At 71.2% G+C, this 17131-nt stretch carries 12 protein-coding genes and 2 pseudogenes; 9 read left to right on the top strand and 5 right to left on the bottom strand.

The annotated features are described in order from the left end of the window. Positions 1-558 precede the first annotated feature (558 nt). Both ACH4SI_RS33195 and ACH4SI_RS33190 read right to left on the bottom strand, forming a co-directional pair. Positions 559-1008, bottom strand: a complete 450-nt coding sequence (locus tag ACH4SI_RS33195; RefSeq protein ID WP_398302278.1) for a hypothetical protein — start codon at positions 1006-1008, stop codon at positions 559-561. Positions 1009-1262: 254 nt separating this feature from the next. Further along, positions 1263-1454 (bottom strand): DUF6194 family protein, encoded by a 192-nt coding sequence (locus ACH4SI_RS33190; RefSeq protein WP_398302276.1) that lies wholly within the window; start codon positions 1452-1454, stop codon positions 1263-1265. A gap of 92 nt (positions 1455-1546) precedes the next feature. On the opposite strand from ACH4SI_RS33190, the pseudogene ACH4SI_RS33185 reads away from it, so the two are divergent. Continuing rightward, positions 1547-2136, top strand: a pseudogene (locus tag ACH4SI_RS33185) (MerR family transcriptional regulator). A 1-nt stretch (position 2137) separates the two neighbouring features. Here the strand turns inward: ACH4SI_RS33185 and ACH4SI_RS33180 are convergent. Beyond that, the gene (locus ACH4SI_RS33180) at positions 2138-2590 is read right to left on the bottom strand and encodes a GNAT family N-acetyltransferase (RefSeq protein ID WP_398302274.1); all 453 of its coding nucleotides are present in this window, start codon (positions 2588-2590) and stop codon (positions 2138-2140) included. Positions 2591-2651: 61 nt separating this feature from the next. Here ACH4SI_RS33180 and ACH4SI_RS33175 point away from each other — a divergent pair, with 61 nt between their 5' ends. From ACH4SI_RS33175 to ACH4SI_RS33150, 6 genes and pseudogenes are all read left to right on the top strand, one after another. Further along, a complete protein-coding gene (locus ACH4SI_RS33175; RefSeq protein ID WP_398302272.1) occupies positions 2652-9938 on the top strand; it encodes an SDR family NAD(P)-dependent oxidoreductase in 7287 nt (2428 codons plus the stop codon). Next, positions 9935-10747, top strand: coding sequence for a thioesterase II family protein (locus ACH4SI_RS33170; protein WP_398302270.1), 813 nt, complete (start codon positions 9935-9937; stop codon positions 10745-10747). Before ACH4SI_RS33175 ends, ACH4SI_RS33170 begins: the two co-directional genes overlap by 4 nt. Before the next feature lie 132 nt (positions 10748-10879). Next, a pseudogene (locus ACH4SI_RS33165) lies at positions 10880-12019 on the top strand (FGGY-family carbohydrate kinase); the annotation flags it as partial. Continuing rightward, the gene (locus ACH4SI_RS33160; protein ID WP_398302268.1) at positions 11970-12938 is read left to right on the top strand and encodes a glycoside hydrolase family 3 C-terminal domain-containing protein; all 969 of its coding nucleotides are present in this window, start codon (positions 11970-11972) and stop codon (positions 12936-12938) included. The pseudogene ACH4SI_RS33165 and the gene ACH4SI_RS33160, both read left to right, overlap by 50 nt. A gap of 30 nt (positions 12939-12968) precedes the next feature. After that, positions 12969-13106 carry a fibronectin type III-like domain-contianing protein gene (locus tag ACH4SI_RS33155; protein ID WP_398302266.1) on the top strand — a complete coding sequence of 46 codons (138 nt, stop codon included), beginning with the start codon at positions 12969-12971 and terminating at the stop codon, positions 13104-13106. Between the two features lie 175 nt (positions 13107-13281). Beyond that, complete coding sequence (locus tag ACH4SI_RS33150; protein ID WP_398302263.1) at positions 13282-13977, top strand: type 1 glutamine amidotransferase domain-containing protein; 696 nt, start codon at positions 13282-13284, stop codon at positions 13975-13977. Positions 13978-14026: 49 nt separating this feature from the next. Here the strand turns inward: ACH4SI_RS33150 and ACH4SI_RS33145 are convergent, their stop codons facing one another. After that, the gene (locus tag ACH4SI_RS33145) at positions 14027-15016 is read right to left on the bottom strand and encodes an ArsR/SmtB family transcription factor (protein ID WP_398302261.1); all 990 of its coding nucleotides are present in this window, start codon (positions 15014-15016) and stop codon (positions 14027-14029) included. A 233-nt stretch (positions 15017-15249) separates the two neighbouring features. Here ACH4SI_RS33145 and ACH4SI_RS33140 point away from each other — a divergent pair, with 233 nt between their 5' ends. Beyond that, the gene (locus tag ACH4SI_RS33140; protein WP_398302259.1) at positions 15250-15645 is read left to right on the top strand and encodes a peptidase inhibitor family I36 protein; all 396 of its coding nucleotides are present in this window, start codon (positions 15250-15252) and stop codon (positions 15643-15645) included. Further along, positions 15621-16283 (top strand): L,D-transpeptidase, encoded by a 663-nt coding sequence (locus tag ACH4SI_RS33135; protein ID WP_398302257.1) that lies wholly within the window; start codon positions 15621-15623, stop codon positions 16281-16283. The genes ACH4SI_RS33140 and ACH4SI_RS33135 overlap by 25 nt, the downstream gene beginning before the upstream one ends. Positions 16284-16492: 209 nt before the next feature. On the opposite strand, the gene ACH4SI_RS33130 is transcribed toward ACH4SI_RS33135, so the two are convergent. Further along, positions 16493-16837, bottom strand: coding sequence for a hypothetical protein (locus ACH4SI_RS33130; RefSeq protein WP_398302255.1), 345 nt, complete (start codon positions 16835-16837; stop codon positions 16493-16495). Positions 16838-17131 lie beyond the last annotated feature (294 nt).

Below are 17131 nucleotides of genomic sequence, written 5' to 3'. Positions count from 1 at the left end.
CGCTGGACGACCGGGAAGCCGCCTAACCCGACTACGAGGCCCGGTCGCGGGCCCCGATGGGGTACGCCGGCGGGTCGTGCGCCTCGAATTTGGCCCGGGGGGGGGGGGGGGGGGGGGGGCCCCCCCCAGCACGCCTCGACGATCTCCCGGCGGTGCGTCCCGAGGACGCGCGCGCAGGCCGCCGTCCGGTGCACCGCGCTCCGGCTGGTCCATGATGAGCGTGCGCGGCAGATCCGCCACCAGCGCGGCGGCTTCCGAGAGCGGCACCTCGGGGGTGCACAGGGACATCGCGGTACGCAGCCGCCCGTCGGCGAAGCGGACCTCCGCGACGTTTGATCAGCGCAGCCCCGCGGCGTGGGCGGAGGCTTCGGTGATCCGCCGGACGGTGTGCAACTCGTTCGGCAGGATGAAGCCCAGTCGGCTCGCCTCCTTGAGGGTGACGGCGTCACCGCGCCTTGCGACGGGCGCAGCGCGAGGAACATGGCGAAGGTGTAGCCCATGATTCGCGCGCTTTCAGGCCGAGGATCGCGAGGGTGGGAAGCATCGCGTCAAGCGGAACTAGTCGTCGTCGTTCTCATGGTCGTCTTCGTCCTCATGGCCGACTTCGCGTTCGTCCTCGTCGTCGCTCGCAGACGGGCTCGCTGTGTCGCTGGTGGGCGGCGGTTGAGGAGTGGTGGAGGTGGTGGAGTCGGCCGGGGGGGTTCCCTCGGGGGCAGATGAGGGGGTGAGCTCGTCCTCCTGGCCCGGCGGGGCGGTGACCGAGACTTCTCCTCCGGAGGGCCACCTATCGCCAGAAGAGGAGGAAGCCGAGTCGATGATCGTCGACATGGCCAGGAGACACCCGGTGAGGACCAGAACGGCAGCGACCGCGGTGAGAGCCGTGGTCTTGCGGCTCCCTGAGCGGTCCCGGACGCTTGCGTCGTCGTGTATCTCCTCGTCGGGTCCGTTGTGCGCCTCGGAGGAGTTGCTGGTCCTCCACGCGTGTGTGACAGCTCGGTCATCGTCCACGTGGTGGTCCGCCGACGGTGACGACGGGTTTCGGGCTCCGGGATCGGGTGGCACATCTCCTCCTGGTAGCCGATGTCACGTCGCTGTGCGCTTCGGCCTTCTCCGGTTCCCTCGCGGTCCGGGACGTCAACGCCACGGCGGATGGGGGGGCGGGGCCGCAGATCACCCTAGGAGGCACTGGTTCAGGGCAGGGACAGCGTTGCTCCAGCGCCGGTTAAGGCAGGACTAATTTTCGGTCCCAGCCGCTACCCGGCTCAGGTCCTGTCCGGGGGATCACACCTCTGCGGGGTCCGTCCTCCGCCGTCGGCGGCGGAACGTCGCCGCGCGAACCGGGCACGAGCGGCGTCGTGGGCACCTCTCAGTGGCTGCACGACTGTGTCCGTTGTCCTCTCGCCTGGATTGACGACAGAGATCCAGCTGAGCGCGCCGTATGCCGGATGCGGCATCACACGGTCGGCTGATGGGCGAGCCGATGAGCGGTGCGCAGCGAGCACCGCTCCGAACAGTCGACATCGCCGCAGAGTAGTCGGGGTACTCAGTGCAACAGGTGCGCGACCTGGAGCGGCTGGGAGTCATTCCCCCAGCCGCTCGATCAAGCAACGGCTACCGCTCCTACACAGCTGTTCACGTGCACGCTCTTCGACGCCTATCGAGGACTCGCGGGTGCCGTTGGGCCTGTCGCAGCACGGCAGATGCTCGCGCAACTGCGGACAGAGACGATCGCGACGGCAGCCTCGGCGATCAACGCGGTGCACGTTCGGCTCGCAGGCGAACGAGACGAGGTTACGGCTCTGGGAAGACGAGGGACTCCCCGAGCGAGTGACGTCTCTGCGAGCACGTCGCTACGGGCTTTCAGCGATCAGAACGGCCAGAATCGTCGCCGCCCACCGCGGCACCGGCTACGGCATTCCCGCAGTCCGCGAGATCATGGACTCGCTGCACCGGCTCGACGGCCTGGAAGAGACCCAACGCATCCTGCGGCAACGTCTTGACCAGATCGCCATACGGACCGTGGCGCTACTCCGCGCGGGTGCGGACCTGGCAGCCGTCGTTACGTCCGCTCAGGAACCGAGCTTGGCGCGGCCCTGGCGCCGCCCGCTGCTGACCACGCCGCGCCTTCGCCCGTGAATCACGCACGGGCGAAGGCGGGCTCGCGCACCATGAAGACGTCCACCGGGTCCTCGGATTCCGGCGAGAATCCGTGCCGCTCGTACAGCCGCCGGGCCGGACTGCCGCGCAACACGTTCAACCGGACCAGGGCGCCCTCGCGGTCGCACCGCTCCAGCAGCCCGCGCAGCACGGCCGTGCCGATGCCGCTGCCTTGGAGGTGCGGGGCGAGGTAGAAGTGCTCCAGCCAGTGGGCGTCCTCAGCCGGCCGTAGTGCCACGCAGCCTCCGAAGGCGCCCTCCACCTCGATCACCCACGTGTGTGCCGGCGCGAACCCGTCCCGCAGCCGCTGCCGCACCCGCTGCTCGTCGTACCGCCCGAGCCGCTCCAGATCCGCCCGCAGTACCACGGCCCGCAATGCGGCCACCGCCTCGACGTCCGCTGCCGAAGCCGCTCTCATCTCCCAGTCCGCCATGACCGGCAGGCTACTCACACAACCCACTGACCAGGCGCTGTCATTGGTAGGCTCGGCGATGATGGCGCAACAGGAGGTCTCCACGCTGCCCGCCCCGTTCGTCCGTGAAGAGCAGTCCGGCGATATCGCCATCGTCGGGCTCAGTTGCCGATTGCCGGGTGGCATCACGGCGCCCGAGGGGCTGTGGGCCGCGCTGGCCGACGGGCGCGATCTGGTCGGTGAGATACCGGCGGACCGGTTCGACACGCGCCGGTTCGTGGACCCCGATCCACGGCGGCCCGGCAAGGCGTACTCGGCAGCGGGCGGATTCCTCGAGGACATCACCGGATTCGACGCCGCGTTCTTCGGGCTGTCGCCCCGTGAGGCGAGCCGGATGGACCCGCAGCAGCGGCTGCTGCTGGAGATGGCCAGGGAAGCCCTCGACGACGCGGGTATCGACCCGGGGACCCTCGCAGGGTCCGGCTCAGGGGTCCATGTGGGCGTGAGCAACGGCAACTACGGCCAGCTCCAGTACGCCCGCCCGGAGGCGATCACGGCGTACACGATGGCGGGGGCGGCGCTGTGCAACACCGCCAACCGGATCTCACACCAGTTCGACCTGCGGGGGCCGTCCATGGCGGTGGACACCGCCTGCTCCTCGTCCCTGGTCGCCCTGCACCAGGCTTGCACACAACTGCATGCGGGAGACGGCGGAGTGGCGCTCGCGTGCGGAATCAACCTGCTGCTGAGCCCAGGGGATTTCATCGGGTTCTCCAAGGCATCCATGCTCTCCCCAAGCGGTCGTTGCCGCTCCTTCTCCGCGGACGCCGACGGATACGTCCGCGCCGAGGGCGGCGCGGTGGTGGTGCTCAAGCGCCTCGCCGACGCCAAGGCGGACGGGGACACCGTGCACGCCGTGATCCTCGGCACGGGAGTGGGGGCCGACGGACGCACACCCGGGCTCTCGCTGCCCAGCGCACAGGCCCAGGAGCATCTGATGCGCCAGGTGCACCAGCGCGCCGCGGTGCGCCCCGAGGACGTGTCCTATGTGGAGGCCCACGGCACCGGTACGCAGGCGGGTGACCCGATCGAGTGCCGGGCGCTGGGGCATGCGCTCGGCGCGGGCCGGCGTACTCCGCTGCCCATCGGCTCGGTGAAGTCCAACCTCGGCCACCTGGAGTCCGGGGCAGGCATGGCCGGTCTGCTCAAATGCGTGCTGATGCTGCGCCACGGTGTGATTCCGGCGTCGCTGCACGCCGAACCGCTCAACCCCGCGATCGACTTCTCCGCGCTGGGCCTGGAGCCGGTGACCGCGCCACGACCCCTCGCCCCCGGGGCCCTGGCGGTCAACTCCTTCGGATTCGGCGGGGCCAACGCACACGCCGTCCTCGGCCCGCCGCCCCTACCCTCCGTCACCCCGCCGCCGGAGGTGACGTCCTTGCCGGTGCTGGTCTCGGCGGCCACCCCGAAGGCGCTCACCGAGGCCGCCACCCGCACCGCCGCCCGGCTCAGGGACACCACCGACGCGTTCTACGACGTCGCCTTCACCAGCTGCCTCCGGCGCGGACACCACCGCGAACGGGCCGCCGTGGTGGCGGACAGCGCCGACCAGGCCGCCGCACTGCTGGAGACGATCGCCGAGGGCACCCCCGTGAGCGGGGGAGCGGCGGCGAGCGCGCGCCCGGGGCCGGTGGCGTTCGTGTACTCCGGCAACGGCGCCCAGTGGACGGGCATGGGCGCCGAACTGCTGGACAACGAACCGGTGTTCCGTGACGCCGTCGCCGAGGTGGACGCCGAACTGGCCGGACAGCTGGGCTGGTCGGTGCTGGCCGAGCTGAGGTCCGCCGAACCGGAGCTGCACCGGACCGAGATCGCCCAGCCGCTGCTGTTCGCCGTGCAGCTGGGGCTGACCGCACTGCTACGGGAGCGTGGCATCCGGCCCGCCGCGGTGGCGGGACATTCGGTGGGCGAAGTGGCCGCGGCGTACGCCTGCGGGGCGCTGGATCTGGCGGCGGCCTGCCGGGTCATCACCGAACGCTCCCTCGCACAGGCGGACACAGCCGGTGGCGGCCGGATGGCGGCAGCGGGGCTCCCCGCCGACGAGGCCACCGCGTTGATCGCCGGCCGGGACCTGGAGCTGGCCGCGGTGAACAGTCCCACCGATGTGACCCTCTCCGGGACCGCCCCGGAACTGTCCGCGCTCGGCGACGAGTTGCTCCGCCGCGACGTGTTCTTCCGGGAGCTGGACCTGGATTACGCCTTCCACAGCCGGTCGATGGAGCCGGTCCGGGACCGGCTGCACACATCGCTGGCCGGGCTGTCGCCACGAGCCGGTACCGCGGCGTTCGTCTCCACGGTCACCGGCGGGACACTTCCGGGCACCGAATTGGGCGCCGGATACTGGTGGCGCAACATCCGGGAGCCGGTACTGTTCGGACCCGCCGTCACTTCGCTGGCGGACGAGCACGGGTGCGGCACGATCGTGGAGATCGGCCCCCATCCGGTGCTGCTGGGCTATCTGCGCAGGCAGTGCGCGACCATCGACCGGCCGGTGACCACGGTCGCCACGCTCTCCCGCGAGGCGGCGGGCGCCGACGCGGTGCGGACCACCTGCGCGGCCGTGCTCGCCGCCGGGGCCGACGTCGACTGGGACACCTGGTTCCCGGTACGCGGCCGGGTGGTTCCGCTCCCCGCCTACCCATGGCAGCGCGAGCACCACGTCAACGGCGCCCCGCACTGGTGGACGACGGGACAGGGCGGCGGTGGGCAGGAGTCGGGCCACCAGTTGCTCGGCGAACGGTTGCCGACCGTGGAACCCACCTGGCAGACACCCCTCGAACCGTCGCGACACGGCTGGATCGGCGACCACCGAATCAGCGGGTCGGTCGTGATGCCGGGGGCTGCGTATCTGGAGATGGCGCTCGCGGCCGGCCGGACCCGCCACGAGGGGGCGGTGGAGGTCTCCGGCCTGGACATCGGCAAGGCACTGGTGCTGCCGTGGGACGACCCCGACATGGATGTCACCGTGCAGACCGACCTCGCCGGAGAAGTACTCCGCGTGGCCTCCCGCCGGGGCGACGAGGACTGGCAGGAACACGTGAAGGCGCGGGTGCGCCGACTCCCCGGCGAGCCTCCGGCACCCCTCGACGTGGCGGCCCTCCGCGAGGCCGCCCACGCCGAGATCTCCGGCGAACGGCACTACGCAACGATGCGGCAGGTCGAGCTGGCGTACGGGGAGGCGTTCCGCGGTGTCCAACGGCTCGCCGTGGCCGACGACACGGTGCTCGCCGACTACGCCAACCCTGCCGGGACGCAGGGGTTCCATGCCCACCCGGCCTTGATCGACTCCACGCTGCAATCCATCGCGGCGCTGCTTCCCCACGCCGAGAACGGGCAGGTCCACCAATTCCTCCCCGCCGAACTGGAACGGGTCCGGTTCTGGCGCACCCCCGCCGACCGGGGTGTGGCACTGATCCGGGCGCGCGAACTGTCGCTGCGCGAGGCGGTGGTGGACATCACCGTCGCCGACCAGGACGGCACCGTCGTCATGGAGTTGTGCGGCGTCCACGTACGCCGGAACAAGGGCGCGGCGAGCGGCGTCGACCGCATCGTCAGCACCCTGCGGGCCGCTCCGCTGCCCGGGGCCACCGGCCCGGCCGGGCTGCCGGCGGCCACCGCGCTCGCCGCCGCGCGAGCCCAGGAAGTGGCGGCGCTGACCGAGGCGTTCCGGCGCCACGACGGTCCCACGTTCCTCCACCGGGTCAAACAACTGACCGGCCACTTCGTGACGGCCGCACTCGCCGAACTGGAGGCGCGGGGCGCCCGGCCCGTCAACCGGAGGCTGTACGAGAACCTGCGGGCGCTTGCCGAAGGGGAAGGCGCGCTCGACCGGACCCCGGAACCGGACCGCATCCTCACCGGTCTGCTGCGCGACTTCCCCGCCATGGCGCCGGATCTACTCCTGTACGCGCGGTGCGGCCCACAACTGGCCGGGGTGCTCACCGGGGACGTGGATCCGATGCGGTTGCTCTTCTCGGACACCGAACGCCTCGCCGAGCTGCACTACACGACCTCCGTGGTGCACCAGCACCTGAACCGGGTGGCCGGGGAACTGCTCACCGGGCTGGTCGACGCCTGGCCCGCGGACCGGCCGCTGCGGATCCTGGAGGTCGGCGCCGGCACCGGGTCCACCACCGCCTGGCTCCTGCCCCGGCTTCCCGCCGATCGCACCACCTACGCCTATACGGACATCTCCAGCGCGTTCTTCCCCCGCGCCCGCCACCGGTTCGCCGACCACCGTTTCCTCGACTACCGGACCCTGGATCTGGACCAGGATCCCGCAGAACAGGGCTTCGCCCCCGCCTCCTTCGACCTGGTGATCGCCGCCAACGTCCTGCACGCCACCACCGACGTGCGCCGGTCCCTCGGTCACATCACCGAACTCCTCGACAGCAGCGGCCGCCTGCTCGCCGTGGAATTCCACGACAACGACCTCTTCGCCCCCTGCTACGGGCTGCTCACCTCGGCGAACGCCTTCACCGACACGGACCTGCGCGAGGACACGCTGCTCACGTATGAGCAGTGGCCCGAGGTGCTGCGCTCCGCAGGGTTCACCGACGTGGCGCAGCTCGGTCAGGAGCCCACCTGCTCGGTGCTCCTCGCCGACCGGGACGAACGCGAACAGCCCACGGCGACGCCCGCGGCCACCGCGCCCGGCCGCTTCCTGGTGGTGACCGACGGCCTCGACGACCTGGCCGAATCCGTGGTGGCACAGCTGCGCGGGCTGGGCCGCACGGCGCGCCACACCGACGCCTCCGACCACGCCGCGCAATGGGGCGCCGCACTGAACACCACCGAGGAGAGCACCGGGATCCTGGTCATGCTCGGTGACGAAAACGCCGGGAATGCCGATGACCAGGTCGGCCTGGTCGTCCGGCAGGCGGCGATCCTCAGAGCGATGGTCACCGCCTGCCGGGCGCTGCCCGAGACCCGCGAGGTACGCGCCTGGGTGCTGACCACCGGCGAGCACACCGCCGTCCCCGAACGGCCCGCCCCGGCCGCCGCCTGGGCGCAGGCGCGCACCCTGACCAGCGAAAACCCTTTGCTGAGGGTCCGCAGGATCGCGGTGGCCCCCGGCGCGACCGCGGCGGACGTCTGCGCCGAACTGCTCGCCGGGACCAACGAGGACGAGGCCGTGCTCACCGCGGGCGGACGCTTCGTCCCACGGATCACCGAGCGCCACCCCGTCACCCACGCCGTCCGTCCCTTCGCCCTGGCCGTGGCGGACGACGGACCGGCCTGGACGCTGGTGGCCGCACCCGAACCCGCACCGGGAGAAGTGGTCATCGAGGTGCGGGCGGCGGCGCTCAACTACGCCGACATCATGATCTCCCGGGGGCTGGTGCCGCCCATGGCCGAGACACCGGACACCGGAACCCCGCTGCTGGGCCTCGAATGCGCCGGAGTGGTGACCCATGTCGGCGCCGGTGTCACCGATCGGACCGTGGGCGACCGGGTGATGGTCGCCCAGTCCGGAAGCCTCGCCTCGCATGTGCGCTGCCCGGCCCGGCTCACCGTCCCCATCCCCGAGGGCATGCCGTTCACCGAGGCGGCCACCATCCCGACCGTCTTCGCCACCGTGCACTACGGTCTCGACTACCTGGCCCGGCTCCGCCAGGGAGAGACGATCCTGGTGCACGGGGCCGCCGGCGGGGTGGGGCTGGCCGCGCTGCGGTACGCCGAACACGCCGGGGCCACCGTCATCGCCACCGCGGGCACCCCGGCCAAACGCCAGCTGTTGCGCCTGCTCGGCCACCAGCACGTACTGGACTCGCGCAGCCTCGGCTTCGCCGATGACGTCCTCGACATCACCGACGGCCGCGGGGTGGACGTGGTGCTCAACTCGGTGGCGGGGGAGGCGCAGGGCCGAGGCATGGAACTGCTGCGCCCGCACGGCCGGTTCGTGGAGCTCGGGAAGCGCGACATCCTCGCCGACAACGCGCTCGCCCTGCGGCCGTTCTCTCGCGACCTTTCCTTCTTCGGGGTCGACCTCACCAGTCTGCTCCAGGGCGACAGCCCGGTGGCCGGGCAGGTGATCGACGAACTGGCCGAGCACGTCGCATCCGGGGTGTACCGGCCCCTGCCGCATCTCACCTACCCGGTGGACCAGATCGCCGACGCCATGGCGCTGCTGCGGGACTCCCGGCACATCGGCAAGATCGTCATCACGCTCGACCCCGCGGAACCGGTCCCCGTAACCGTTCCGCGGCCTCCCCTGGCCCTGGACCCGGAGGCCACATACCTCGTCACCGGTGGGCTGGGCGGCTTCGGCGCGGCCACCGCCGTCTGGCTCGCCCGCTGCGGGGCGCGCCACCTGGCGCTGGCCTCCCGCAGCGGCGCCGCCCACCCGGAGGCCGGTGCGGTGCTCGCCCACATCGCCGAGGAGGGGGCGCTGGCGACCCCCTACGCCACCGATATCACCGACCCCGCGGCCACCCGGGAACTGGTGGCCGCGATCGACGCCACCGGACATCCGCTGCGCGGTGTCATCAACGCCGCCATGGTGCTCGACGACGTCCTCGACGACGCCACCGCGGTGGAGCTCGACGACGAGCGCACCCGCGCCGTGGTGAGCCCGAAACTCGAGGGGACGGCACACCTGGACCGACTCACCCGCGACCGGCCACTGGACTTTTTCGTCTTCTACAGCTCCATCTCCGCGCTCGCCGGAAACCTCCGGCAGAGCACCTACGCCGCGGGCAACCTGGCGGGCGAGGCGATCATCCGGCAGCGCCGGGCCGCTGGACTGCCCGGACTGGCCGTGCAGTGGTGCGCCATCTCCGACACCGGCTACGCCGACCGGACCGGCATGGTCGACACCATGCGGCAGGCCGGATTCGGGGAACTCGACTCCACGACCGCCACCCGGGTTCTCGGCGAGCTGATCACCGATCCCGACGCGGACGTCGTCATGGTGGGGAACACGGACTGGGCGCAGACCGCGAAGCTCCTCCCCGCCGTCGCCGCGCCGCGCTTCGCCGAGATCCTGCCCGCGCCGGACGCCGATCCCCATGACGCCGGCCGGAACATCCCGGAGCTGGTGCGCTCGGCGGACGAGCCGGAGGCGCTGGGCATCATCACCGAGGTGCTGGTCTCGGCGCTGGCCACGGTGTTGCAGACCACCCCGGAACGCATCGACCCGGACACCCGGCTCGACCAGCTCGGCCTGGAGTCGTTGATGGCGGCTGAGCTGAGTTCCGTACTGCAGCGCAGGCTGGACTGCGTCGTCCCGACGATGGAACTGGCCACCGCGGCCGGTGTCCGGCAGCTGGCCCCGCGTCTCCTCGGACGGGTCAGGCGAGGCGCATGACATCGCGAGCGCAGTTCCCCGCCCCGGAGCTCAACCGGCTCACCGACCGGCAGACCGCGCGGATCCGGCTGTACTGCGTGCCGCCGTCCGGCACCGGATCGGAGTTCTTCCTGCCCTGGGTCGCCGCATTCTCCGAACTGTTCGACCTGGCGGCTGTCGACCTGCCGGGCCGCGGCACCCGTGCCGGGGAACCGTCGATCACCGATATCGGCTGGGCCGCCACGGGCATCGCGGAAGCGATCGCCGCGGACCTGCGGCACCGGCCACTCGCCGACGGCTTCTACGCCGTCTTCGGCCACAGCTTCGGAGCGCTGCTCGCCTACGAGGCCACCCACCGGCTGCGCTCGGAGTCGCGCACCGAGCCGGACCTGCTCGCGCTGTCCGCCGTTCCGCCACCGAACCGCGACGGTCTCGACGCCCACATCGCGCGCAACCTCGGCTCCGGAATCGCCGCCATCACCGAGGTCATGGGCTGGGAGGCGCCGACCGACGACGCGCTCACGCGAACCGTGTACACCCCGTTCCTCGCGGATGCGGTGGCCCTGCTGCAACATACGCGGCAGCCATGGCCGCCGCTGCGCGCCCGGCTGAGCGTCTTCGGCGGACTCGACGACCCGATGGTCGACCCCGAGTCGCTGCACGAGTGGAGCGCCTGCGCGACTGCCGATGCCCGGGTCCACCGCTTTCCCGGCGGCCACCACTATCTGCGCACCCAGGTGGCCGAGGTGGCCGGCCGGCTCACGGACGATCTGCTGGCCGCGTACCGGAATCCGGCGGGCAGTTCGGCTCGCGTCCACCGCGGCACGTAGACGACGGACTGGATCAGTGGGGCCGTGCCGCCTGGGAGGTCAGGGCGATCGGTCGTGGACAGCAGGTCGCAGGCGGCCACCAGGGCGCACCCGGCGCAGGTACTCGTGCGGCGTCGCACCGAAGTGCACCTCCCCGGCCGTGTCGTCGGGATCGGCACCGATTTCACCGCCTGCACGATGCTGCCCGCCCTGCGGGACGGCACTCCGCTGTGCCGGCTCCCGGAGTTCAGGGACCGTCCGCACGCCCGGCCGAAGCTGTGGAAGCACCACGCGGCGCAGCCCCGGGCCGAGCGGATCAACAACCTCGCGCACGAGAGCGGCGAACCGTGGATCGGCCGCTACGGCGGAAAGATCCCGGCCGAGTGGCAACTCGCCAAGGTGCTCCCACTGCACGCCGAGGACCCGGTGGTCCATGCCCGGACCGAGCGCGCTGGATCGAGGCGGCCGGGTGGACCGGGCTCGGGGAGGGCATCGCCGTCGCGGTCGGAAATGTCGACGCCCACGTCACCGCGGCCGCGGCGGACACCCTGGGAGCCGGGCAGCTGCTGGCCGTGATGGGCACGTCGACATGCCCCGTCATGAACGGCGACCGGCTCGTCGAGGTCCCGGGTGCCTGCGGAGTGGTGGCCGGCGGCATCGTCGAAGGGGCGTATGGCTACGAGGCCGGGGCAGAGCGGTGTCGGCGACATCTTCGGCTGGTGGGTGGACAACTGTGTCCCGGGCGACCACCGCGCCCGGGCCGGCGCCCGCCGGGAGACGGTGCACGAGGTGCTCACCGATGTCGCCGCCCGGCAGCGTGTCGGCGAGCACGGCCTGCTCGCCCTGGACTGGATGAACGGGAACCGCTCGGTGCTCGTCGACCACGAACTGTCCGGCGTCCTGGTGGGCCTGACCCTCGCCAGCACGGCCGCCGATGTCTACCGGGCCCTGCTGGAGGCGACGGCCTTCGGGACCCGCCGGATCATCGACGCCTTCGCGGCCGCGGGCTCGACGTCACCGAGCTGACCGTGGCCGGCGGGCTGACCAGGAACCGGCTGCTCATGCAGATCTACGCCGACGTGACGGGCCGGCCGCTGAGCCTGGTCGGTTCACCGCAGGCCCCGGCGCTCGGCTCCGCCATACACGCCGCCGTCGCGGCCGGAGCACCGCCGGGTCTACGACGCCCTGTACCGCGAATACACCCTGCTGCACGACCACTTCGGACGGAACGAGGACGGCGGCAATGACGTCCTGCACCGCGGAACGCGTCCGCAACGGCGACTGCCCGGTGGAACTGACGGACCGGGCCGTCCGCCGGATCCTGCGCCAGAAGCTCGACCTCGGCGTGTTCGCCGAAGCCGTCGACCCGGCCGAACCCGCCGACCTCGACCCGGCGGCCCACCGCGCGGTGGCGCGGCGGCTCGCCGAGGAGTCGGTGATCCTGCTCGCCAACGCTCAACAGGCCCTCCCGCTGCGCCCGGACGGACAGCTGGCGCTGGTCGGGCCGAACGCCGACTCCGCCGAGGCCATGCCCGGCAACTACAGCTTCACCAACCATGTCCGGACCCCGCCCGGTACGCCGATCGGCATCGCGCTGCTCACCGTGCTGGACGCCCTCACAGCCGAGCTGCCGGAGCAGACGCGGATGGTCCATGTACCCGGCTGCGCGGTCCGGTCCGACGAGGAGACCGCGGCCGCCACCCGTGAAGCCGACGTGTGCGTCGCCGTGGTCGGGGCCGCGCCGGCCTGTTCGGGCGCGGAACGGTCGGCGAGGGCAGTGACGCGGCGGCGCTGCGGCTGCCGGGACGGCAGCAGGTCCTGCGACGCGGTCCTCGACTCCGGTACCTCGGTGGTGATCGTGCTGGTCACCGGCCGGCCGTACCCGCTCGGGGCGTTCGCCGACCGGGCGGCGGCGGTGGTGCAGGCGTTCTTCCCCGGCGAGGAGGGCGCGGCCGCGATCGCGAGTGTTCTCACCGGACGGCTCAACCCGCGCGGGCGGCTGCCGGTGAGCATGCCACGCGACCTCGGCGGCCAGCCCCATGTCCACCGCAGCCACGGCTCGGTGGGCGCAGCCCGGTGTCCAACGTGGACCCGACACCGCTGTTCCCCTTCGGCCACGGCCTGTCCTACACCACCTTCCGTTACGGGGGCCTGGACGTCACCGGCGACCGGCTGGACACCGGCGGCACGCTGCGGATCCGCTGCCAGGTGACCAACGACGGCAACGCGCGCCGGAACCGAAATGGTGCAGCTGTACGTACGCGACCTCGTGGCTTCGGTGACCCGCCCGATGCGGCAGCTGCTGGGCTGGGCACGGGTCGAACTGGACATGGGCGCGACGGCCACCGATGATCACCGACTGCGCTGGCGCGAGCGATGACGCTGCGTGTGACCACCATCAGGCTACGGTGAGCCACTGAGTGCTGACAAAGAGCGATCGTCATCCCGGGCGTTGTCGCGCCGGCCCCTGCCCGTGAGCGCCACATGCGTCTGCCTCGTCGTGTACCTACGCTTTGGAGAGAAGGCGCATCACGCGAGGCCGGGAGGTGGGCCTGATGGCGACGGTGCTTTTCGTCGTGAGCGGTGCGACGTATTGGGTGCTCAAGGACGGCACCAGGTATGCGACCGGGTACTGGGCCGAGGAGTTCGCGGTGCCGTACAAGAAGGTCACGGAAGCCGGTCATGAGGTGGTCGTGGCAACGCCGGGCGGTGTCGTCCCGAACGTCGACATGATGAGCCTGCGCCCCTCGATGGCGGGGGGTGAGGACGGCGCACTGGAACTCGAGGCGATCATCCGTTCCGCTGAGGTGATGCGGCGTCCACTGGCGCTGTCGAACGTCCGCCTCGAGGACTACGACGCGGTGTACCTGCCGGGTGGCCACGGCCCGATGGCGGATCTGGCGTGGGATGCCGACGTCGGCCGGTTGCTGACGGCGCAACTCTCTTCTGGTGATCCGCTCTTCATCGTGTGCCACGCGCCTGCCTCGATGCTGGCCACCCGGATCCACGGTGAATCGCCCTTCAAGGGCTACCGGGTCACGGGCTTCACCAACGAGGAGGAGGAAGCCGTCGGGCTGGCCTCCAGGGCGACCTGGCTGCTCGAGACGGAGCTCAAGGAGAAGGTCGGCGTCGACTACAGCCGCGGCCCGATCTGGGAGCCCTACATGGTCGAAGACCGCAACCTTGTGACCGGCCAGAACCCACACTCTTCCGCGGTGCTGGCCGACCGGCTCCTGGAAGTTCTGAAGTGAAAGAACCCTGAACGGTTCAGGACGAGATCGACCCCGCGACACATGAGGCTCAGGTCTTGACAGGGCCGCCGTCGAGGAGCGCGGCTCCCAGCGGCGTGACCATGTGGATGATCGCGTTGCGGTGGCGCTGGCTGCGGACCAGACCCGCCTCCCACAGGACCGAGGCCTGCTGACTCGCCGTCGGGAGGGGCACCCGGGCCCGCTGGGCGAGTTCGGTGGTGCTGCACGCTCCCACGGCGACGGCCTCCAGGACACGGGCCCGGGTCGCGCCCAGCAGGGCGGCCAGCGCGTGGCGCCCGGGTGTCCCGCGCGGTGCGGCCCAGTCGAGGTCGCGTTCGACCGGGTAGACCAGCGTGGGCGGCAGCCCGATGTCGAGGAACGTCGTGGGAGCGCCCCAGCAGAAGAAGGACGGCTGGAGCGTCAGTCCGCGCCCGCCCAGATGGATGTCGTGGTTGGCGGGGAAGGTCAGTTCGAGGACGGGGTAGCTCCAGCGGGCGGAGGGGTGCAAGGTGGCGAGCACCGTCTCCCAGCCGCCCTCGGCCAGCGTGCGGAGGCGGGCGGCGCGGTCGCGGGCCACCTGGGACTGGATGCGATGCCACACCGGGTCCAGCGCGGTGCCGAAGTACCCGCCGACCGCCTTCGCCACCCGGTCCACCGACTCGGGCGTGCCCTGCGCCAGCTCGCGCGCCCAGCCCGGCAGGGGGCGGCCGGGGTGGCGTACCCCCAGCTCCTCCAGATCCCCGCGCAACCGGGCGCGGGGCGTCCTGCGCAGCGCTTCCAGTCCCTCCGGCAGGGACTGGCCGGCACCCGCGGGGGTCAGGAAGTCGACGGCGTAGCCGACGGGCGGCGCCAGGGTCGAGAGCAGCCGCACCTCCGGGCCCATGTCCAGACGGAGCCGTTGTTTCCACTGGCCGAAGACCACCGTCCCCTGTCTGTGCCTCAGCCGGTAGAGGCTGAGCAGCGTCTCCCACATCGGATCGGCTCCCGGAGCCAGAGTGATCCGGGCCAGGTCCTCGACGCCGAAGTGGATCCTGAGCACGGTGCTACCTGCCTGTCCCTCATCCCGCGTGACATGTCTACCGCGATGCCCAACCGGATCGTGAGGACTGTTTCTGCCAATACCGCGCAAGGTTTCCACCGGGGTATGCAGCGACATTTCACCTGGATGGAAAGGCCGTGCGCGGGGCTCCCGGCCTCGGCGAACCTCGTGTCGGTGCCGCCGGACACGGAGGCCGGCGGTCGTCCACATCCACACGGACAAAGGAGACAGCCATGCGCACCACACGCCTCGCCCTGGCGGCCGCCAACGCGGCGGCGGTCGTCGCCGTCCTCGCCCTTCCCGGCGCGGCCTCGGCGACCGAGACCCCCCACGTATGCCCCGAGGGGTACTTCTGCGCCTACCCCGAGAAGAAGTGGGAGGGCCAGGAGTGCAAGTGGGACGTCGCGGACCCCGACTGGACCTCGGGTACCTACACGTGCTCCTGGGCCGCGACCAAGCCCGTGAAGTCGGTCTGGAACAACGGGACGTCCAACGCGACCGGCGTGGCGTTCTACCTCAACAAGAACTACGGTCACCGCGTCGGCTGCACCCGGAAGCACTCGGGCGGAGACCTGGTCGGCGACTACAAGGTGAAGTCCCACAAGTGGATCAGCGGCTCCTGCGGCTGACCGGATCCGCGCAGCGAGGGGAATCGACCATCATGTCCGTACGTCATCACACCGTCCTCGTCGCGGCGGCCGCGGCGCTCGGGAGCGCCCTGGCCCTCACCACCCCGGCGCACGCCTCCTCCCATGAGGAAGCCGGGGCACGCCACGGGGCTGTCGCGGCCGCCGACCACACGTACCTGCAGTTCACGAAGCGCTCCAGTCCGCAGAACTCGCGGCTGAGTCTCGTGCTCGTCAAGGCGTCGGACCCGAGCCATCCCCGGACCCTGGGAAGCTGGCGCGCCGGGTCCGGCAACGGCAGCAAGGACACCTGTGCGAGCAACGCCGGGTGGCTGCCGAACGGCACGTACAAGATCAAGCAGTTCTTCAACCACCACAACGGCGGATCGCGTGGTATCAACGGCATCTCCTGGTGGATAAGTGACCACAAGTGCCACAGCGGTCGCTCCCGCACTGAGCTGTTCATCCACAGTGAGATGCTGCCCAGCGGCGGTGCCGGAAGCTCCGAGCCCTACCGGTGGGATGGGGACAGCGACTACAAGTCGAACGGCTGCATCAAGCTCAAGCCCTCCGACATCCGGAAGCTCCGCAGCCTGTACACCTCGGGCTCCCCGAAGCCCACGGAGCTCTACGTCCGCTGATCGCGGCACTCATGCCGACGCGCCGTTCCCGGTCGGTCAGCCGATCGGGAACGGCGCGGGTGTACGGGCTCACGGCCGGTGCCGGGCGACTCCTGGGGCCGACACTGTTCTCGTCGCTGTCAGCGATGGCAACCGGACCGGTCCGGCCGAGCCGAAGGATCAGCGGGCCAACCGCCGGCGCCGGGGGAGCCGAGGAGCCCGCGTCGTGCTCAGTCTGCTTGCAGAGCGTCGGCCCGCTTCATCATGTCGGCTGCGATGTCGTCCCAGTCCGGGCCATGCATCCACAGGCTCTCGGCAGCCTCTCGCAGCAGAGTCGGCTCGTCCGGCCGTTGCAAGAGCACCAGCCGATGGGCCAGATTCCTGATCCATACCGGCAGGTAGCCATCGGCCACATGCGGGCAGAGCTCATGCAGCATGGCAAGGATCGAATCCGCGTCGGCGAAAGTCAGCTCCTCGACGAAGTAGTGCTCCCGGTGCTCGAGACGACACTCCGGGGTGGGCCGGTACTCGTCTCCAAAGAGACACCGAGCGTGCTCCGTCAGGGTGGTGTGCATGACTTGGACACTACGACGCCGGAGGTCGCTTTGGATGGTCCGGTCCAGCCGGACCGGCCACCCGGGAGTTCGGCGCTGACACCGAGGGATTCCATCGCGGCGACGTGCGTGTCGAGGGCCAGGCAGGCGTGCCTTCCCCGGAGTGCGGTTCCACACGGTCGCCGGGTGCCCGGCGCGCTGGAACGCCCCGGCCAGCGGGATGGCCACGCACCCCTCGTCCGTGAGCCCGCTGGTCAGCCGCTCGCCGTCGCGCCCCAGTCGGCTACCGGGGGTGTCTTCGTGAGCTGGCGGACA

The organism is Streptomyces sp. NPDC021212, from assembly GCF_044332925.1.
Taxonomy (GTDB): domain Bacteria; phylum Actinomycetota; class Actinomycetes; order Streptomycetales; family Streptomycetaceae; genus Streptomyces.
This window is presented reverse-complemented; position numbering and strand designations above follow the sequence as displayed.

What these genes read in the sequence shown, in the direction of transcription:
- ACH4SI_RS33155 (WP_398302266.1), top strand. Translation starts at nt 12,969, where the DNA reads ATGGTGCAGCTGTACGTACGCGACCTCGTGGCTTCGGTGACCCGCCCG.
- ACH4SI_RS33190 (WP_398302276.1), bottom strand. Translation starts at nt 1,454, where the DNA reads ATGCCGCATCCGGCATACGGCGCGCTCAGCTGGATCTCTGTCGTCAAT.
- ACH4SI_RS33175 (WP_398302272.1), top strand. Translation starts at nt 2,652, where the DNA reads ATGGCGCAACAGGAGGTCTCCACGCTGCCCGCCCCGTTCGTCCGTGAA.
- ACH4SI_RS33180 (WP_398302274.1), bottom strand. Translation starts at nt 2,590, where the DNA reads ATGGCGGACTGGGAGATGAGAGCGGCTTCGGCAGCGGACGTCGAGGCG.
- ACH4SI_RS33140 (WP_398302259.1), top strand. Translation starts at nt 15,250, where the DNA reads ATGCGCACCACACGCCTCGCCCTGGCGGCCGCCAACGCGGCGGCGGTC.
- ACH4SI_RS33150 (WP_398302263.1), top strand. Translation starts at nt 13,282, where the DNA reads ATGGCGACGGTGCTTTTCGTCGTGAGCGGTGCGACGTATTGGGTGCTC.
- ACH4SI_RS33130 (WP_398302255.1), bottom strand. Translation starts at nt 16,837, where the DNA reads ATGCACACCACCCTGACGGAGCACGCTCGGTGTCTCTTTGGAGACGAG.
- ACH4SI_RS33170 (WP_398302270.1), top strand. Translation starts at nt 9,935, where the DNA reads ATGACATCGCGAGCGCAGTTCCCCGCCCCGGAGCTCAACCGGCTCACC.
- ACH4SI_RS33160 (WP_398302268.1), top strand. Translation starts at nt 11,970, where the DNA reads ATGACGTCCTGCACCGCGGAACGCGTCCGCAACGGCGACTGCCCGGTG.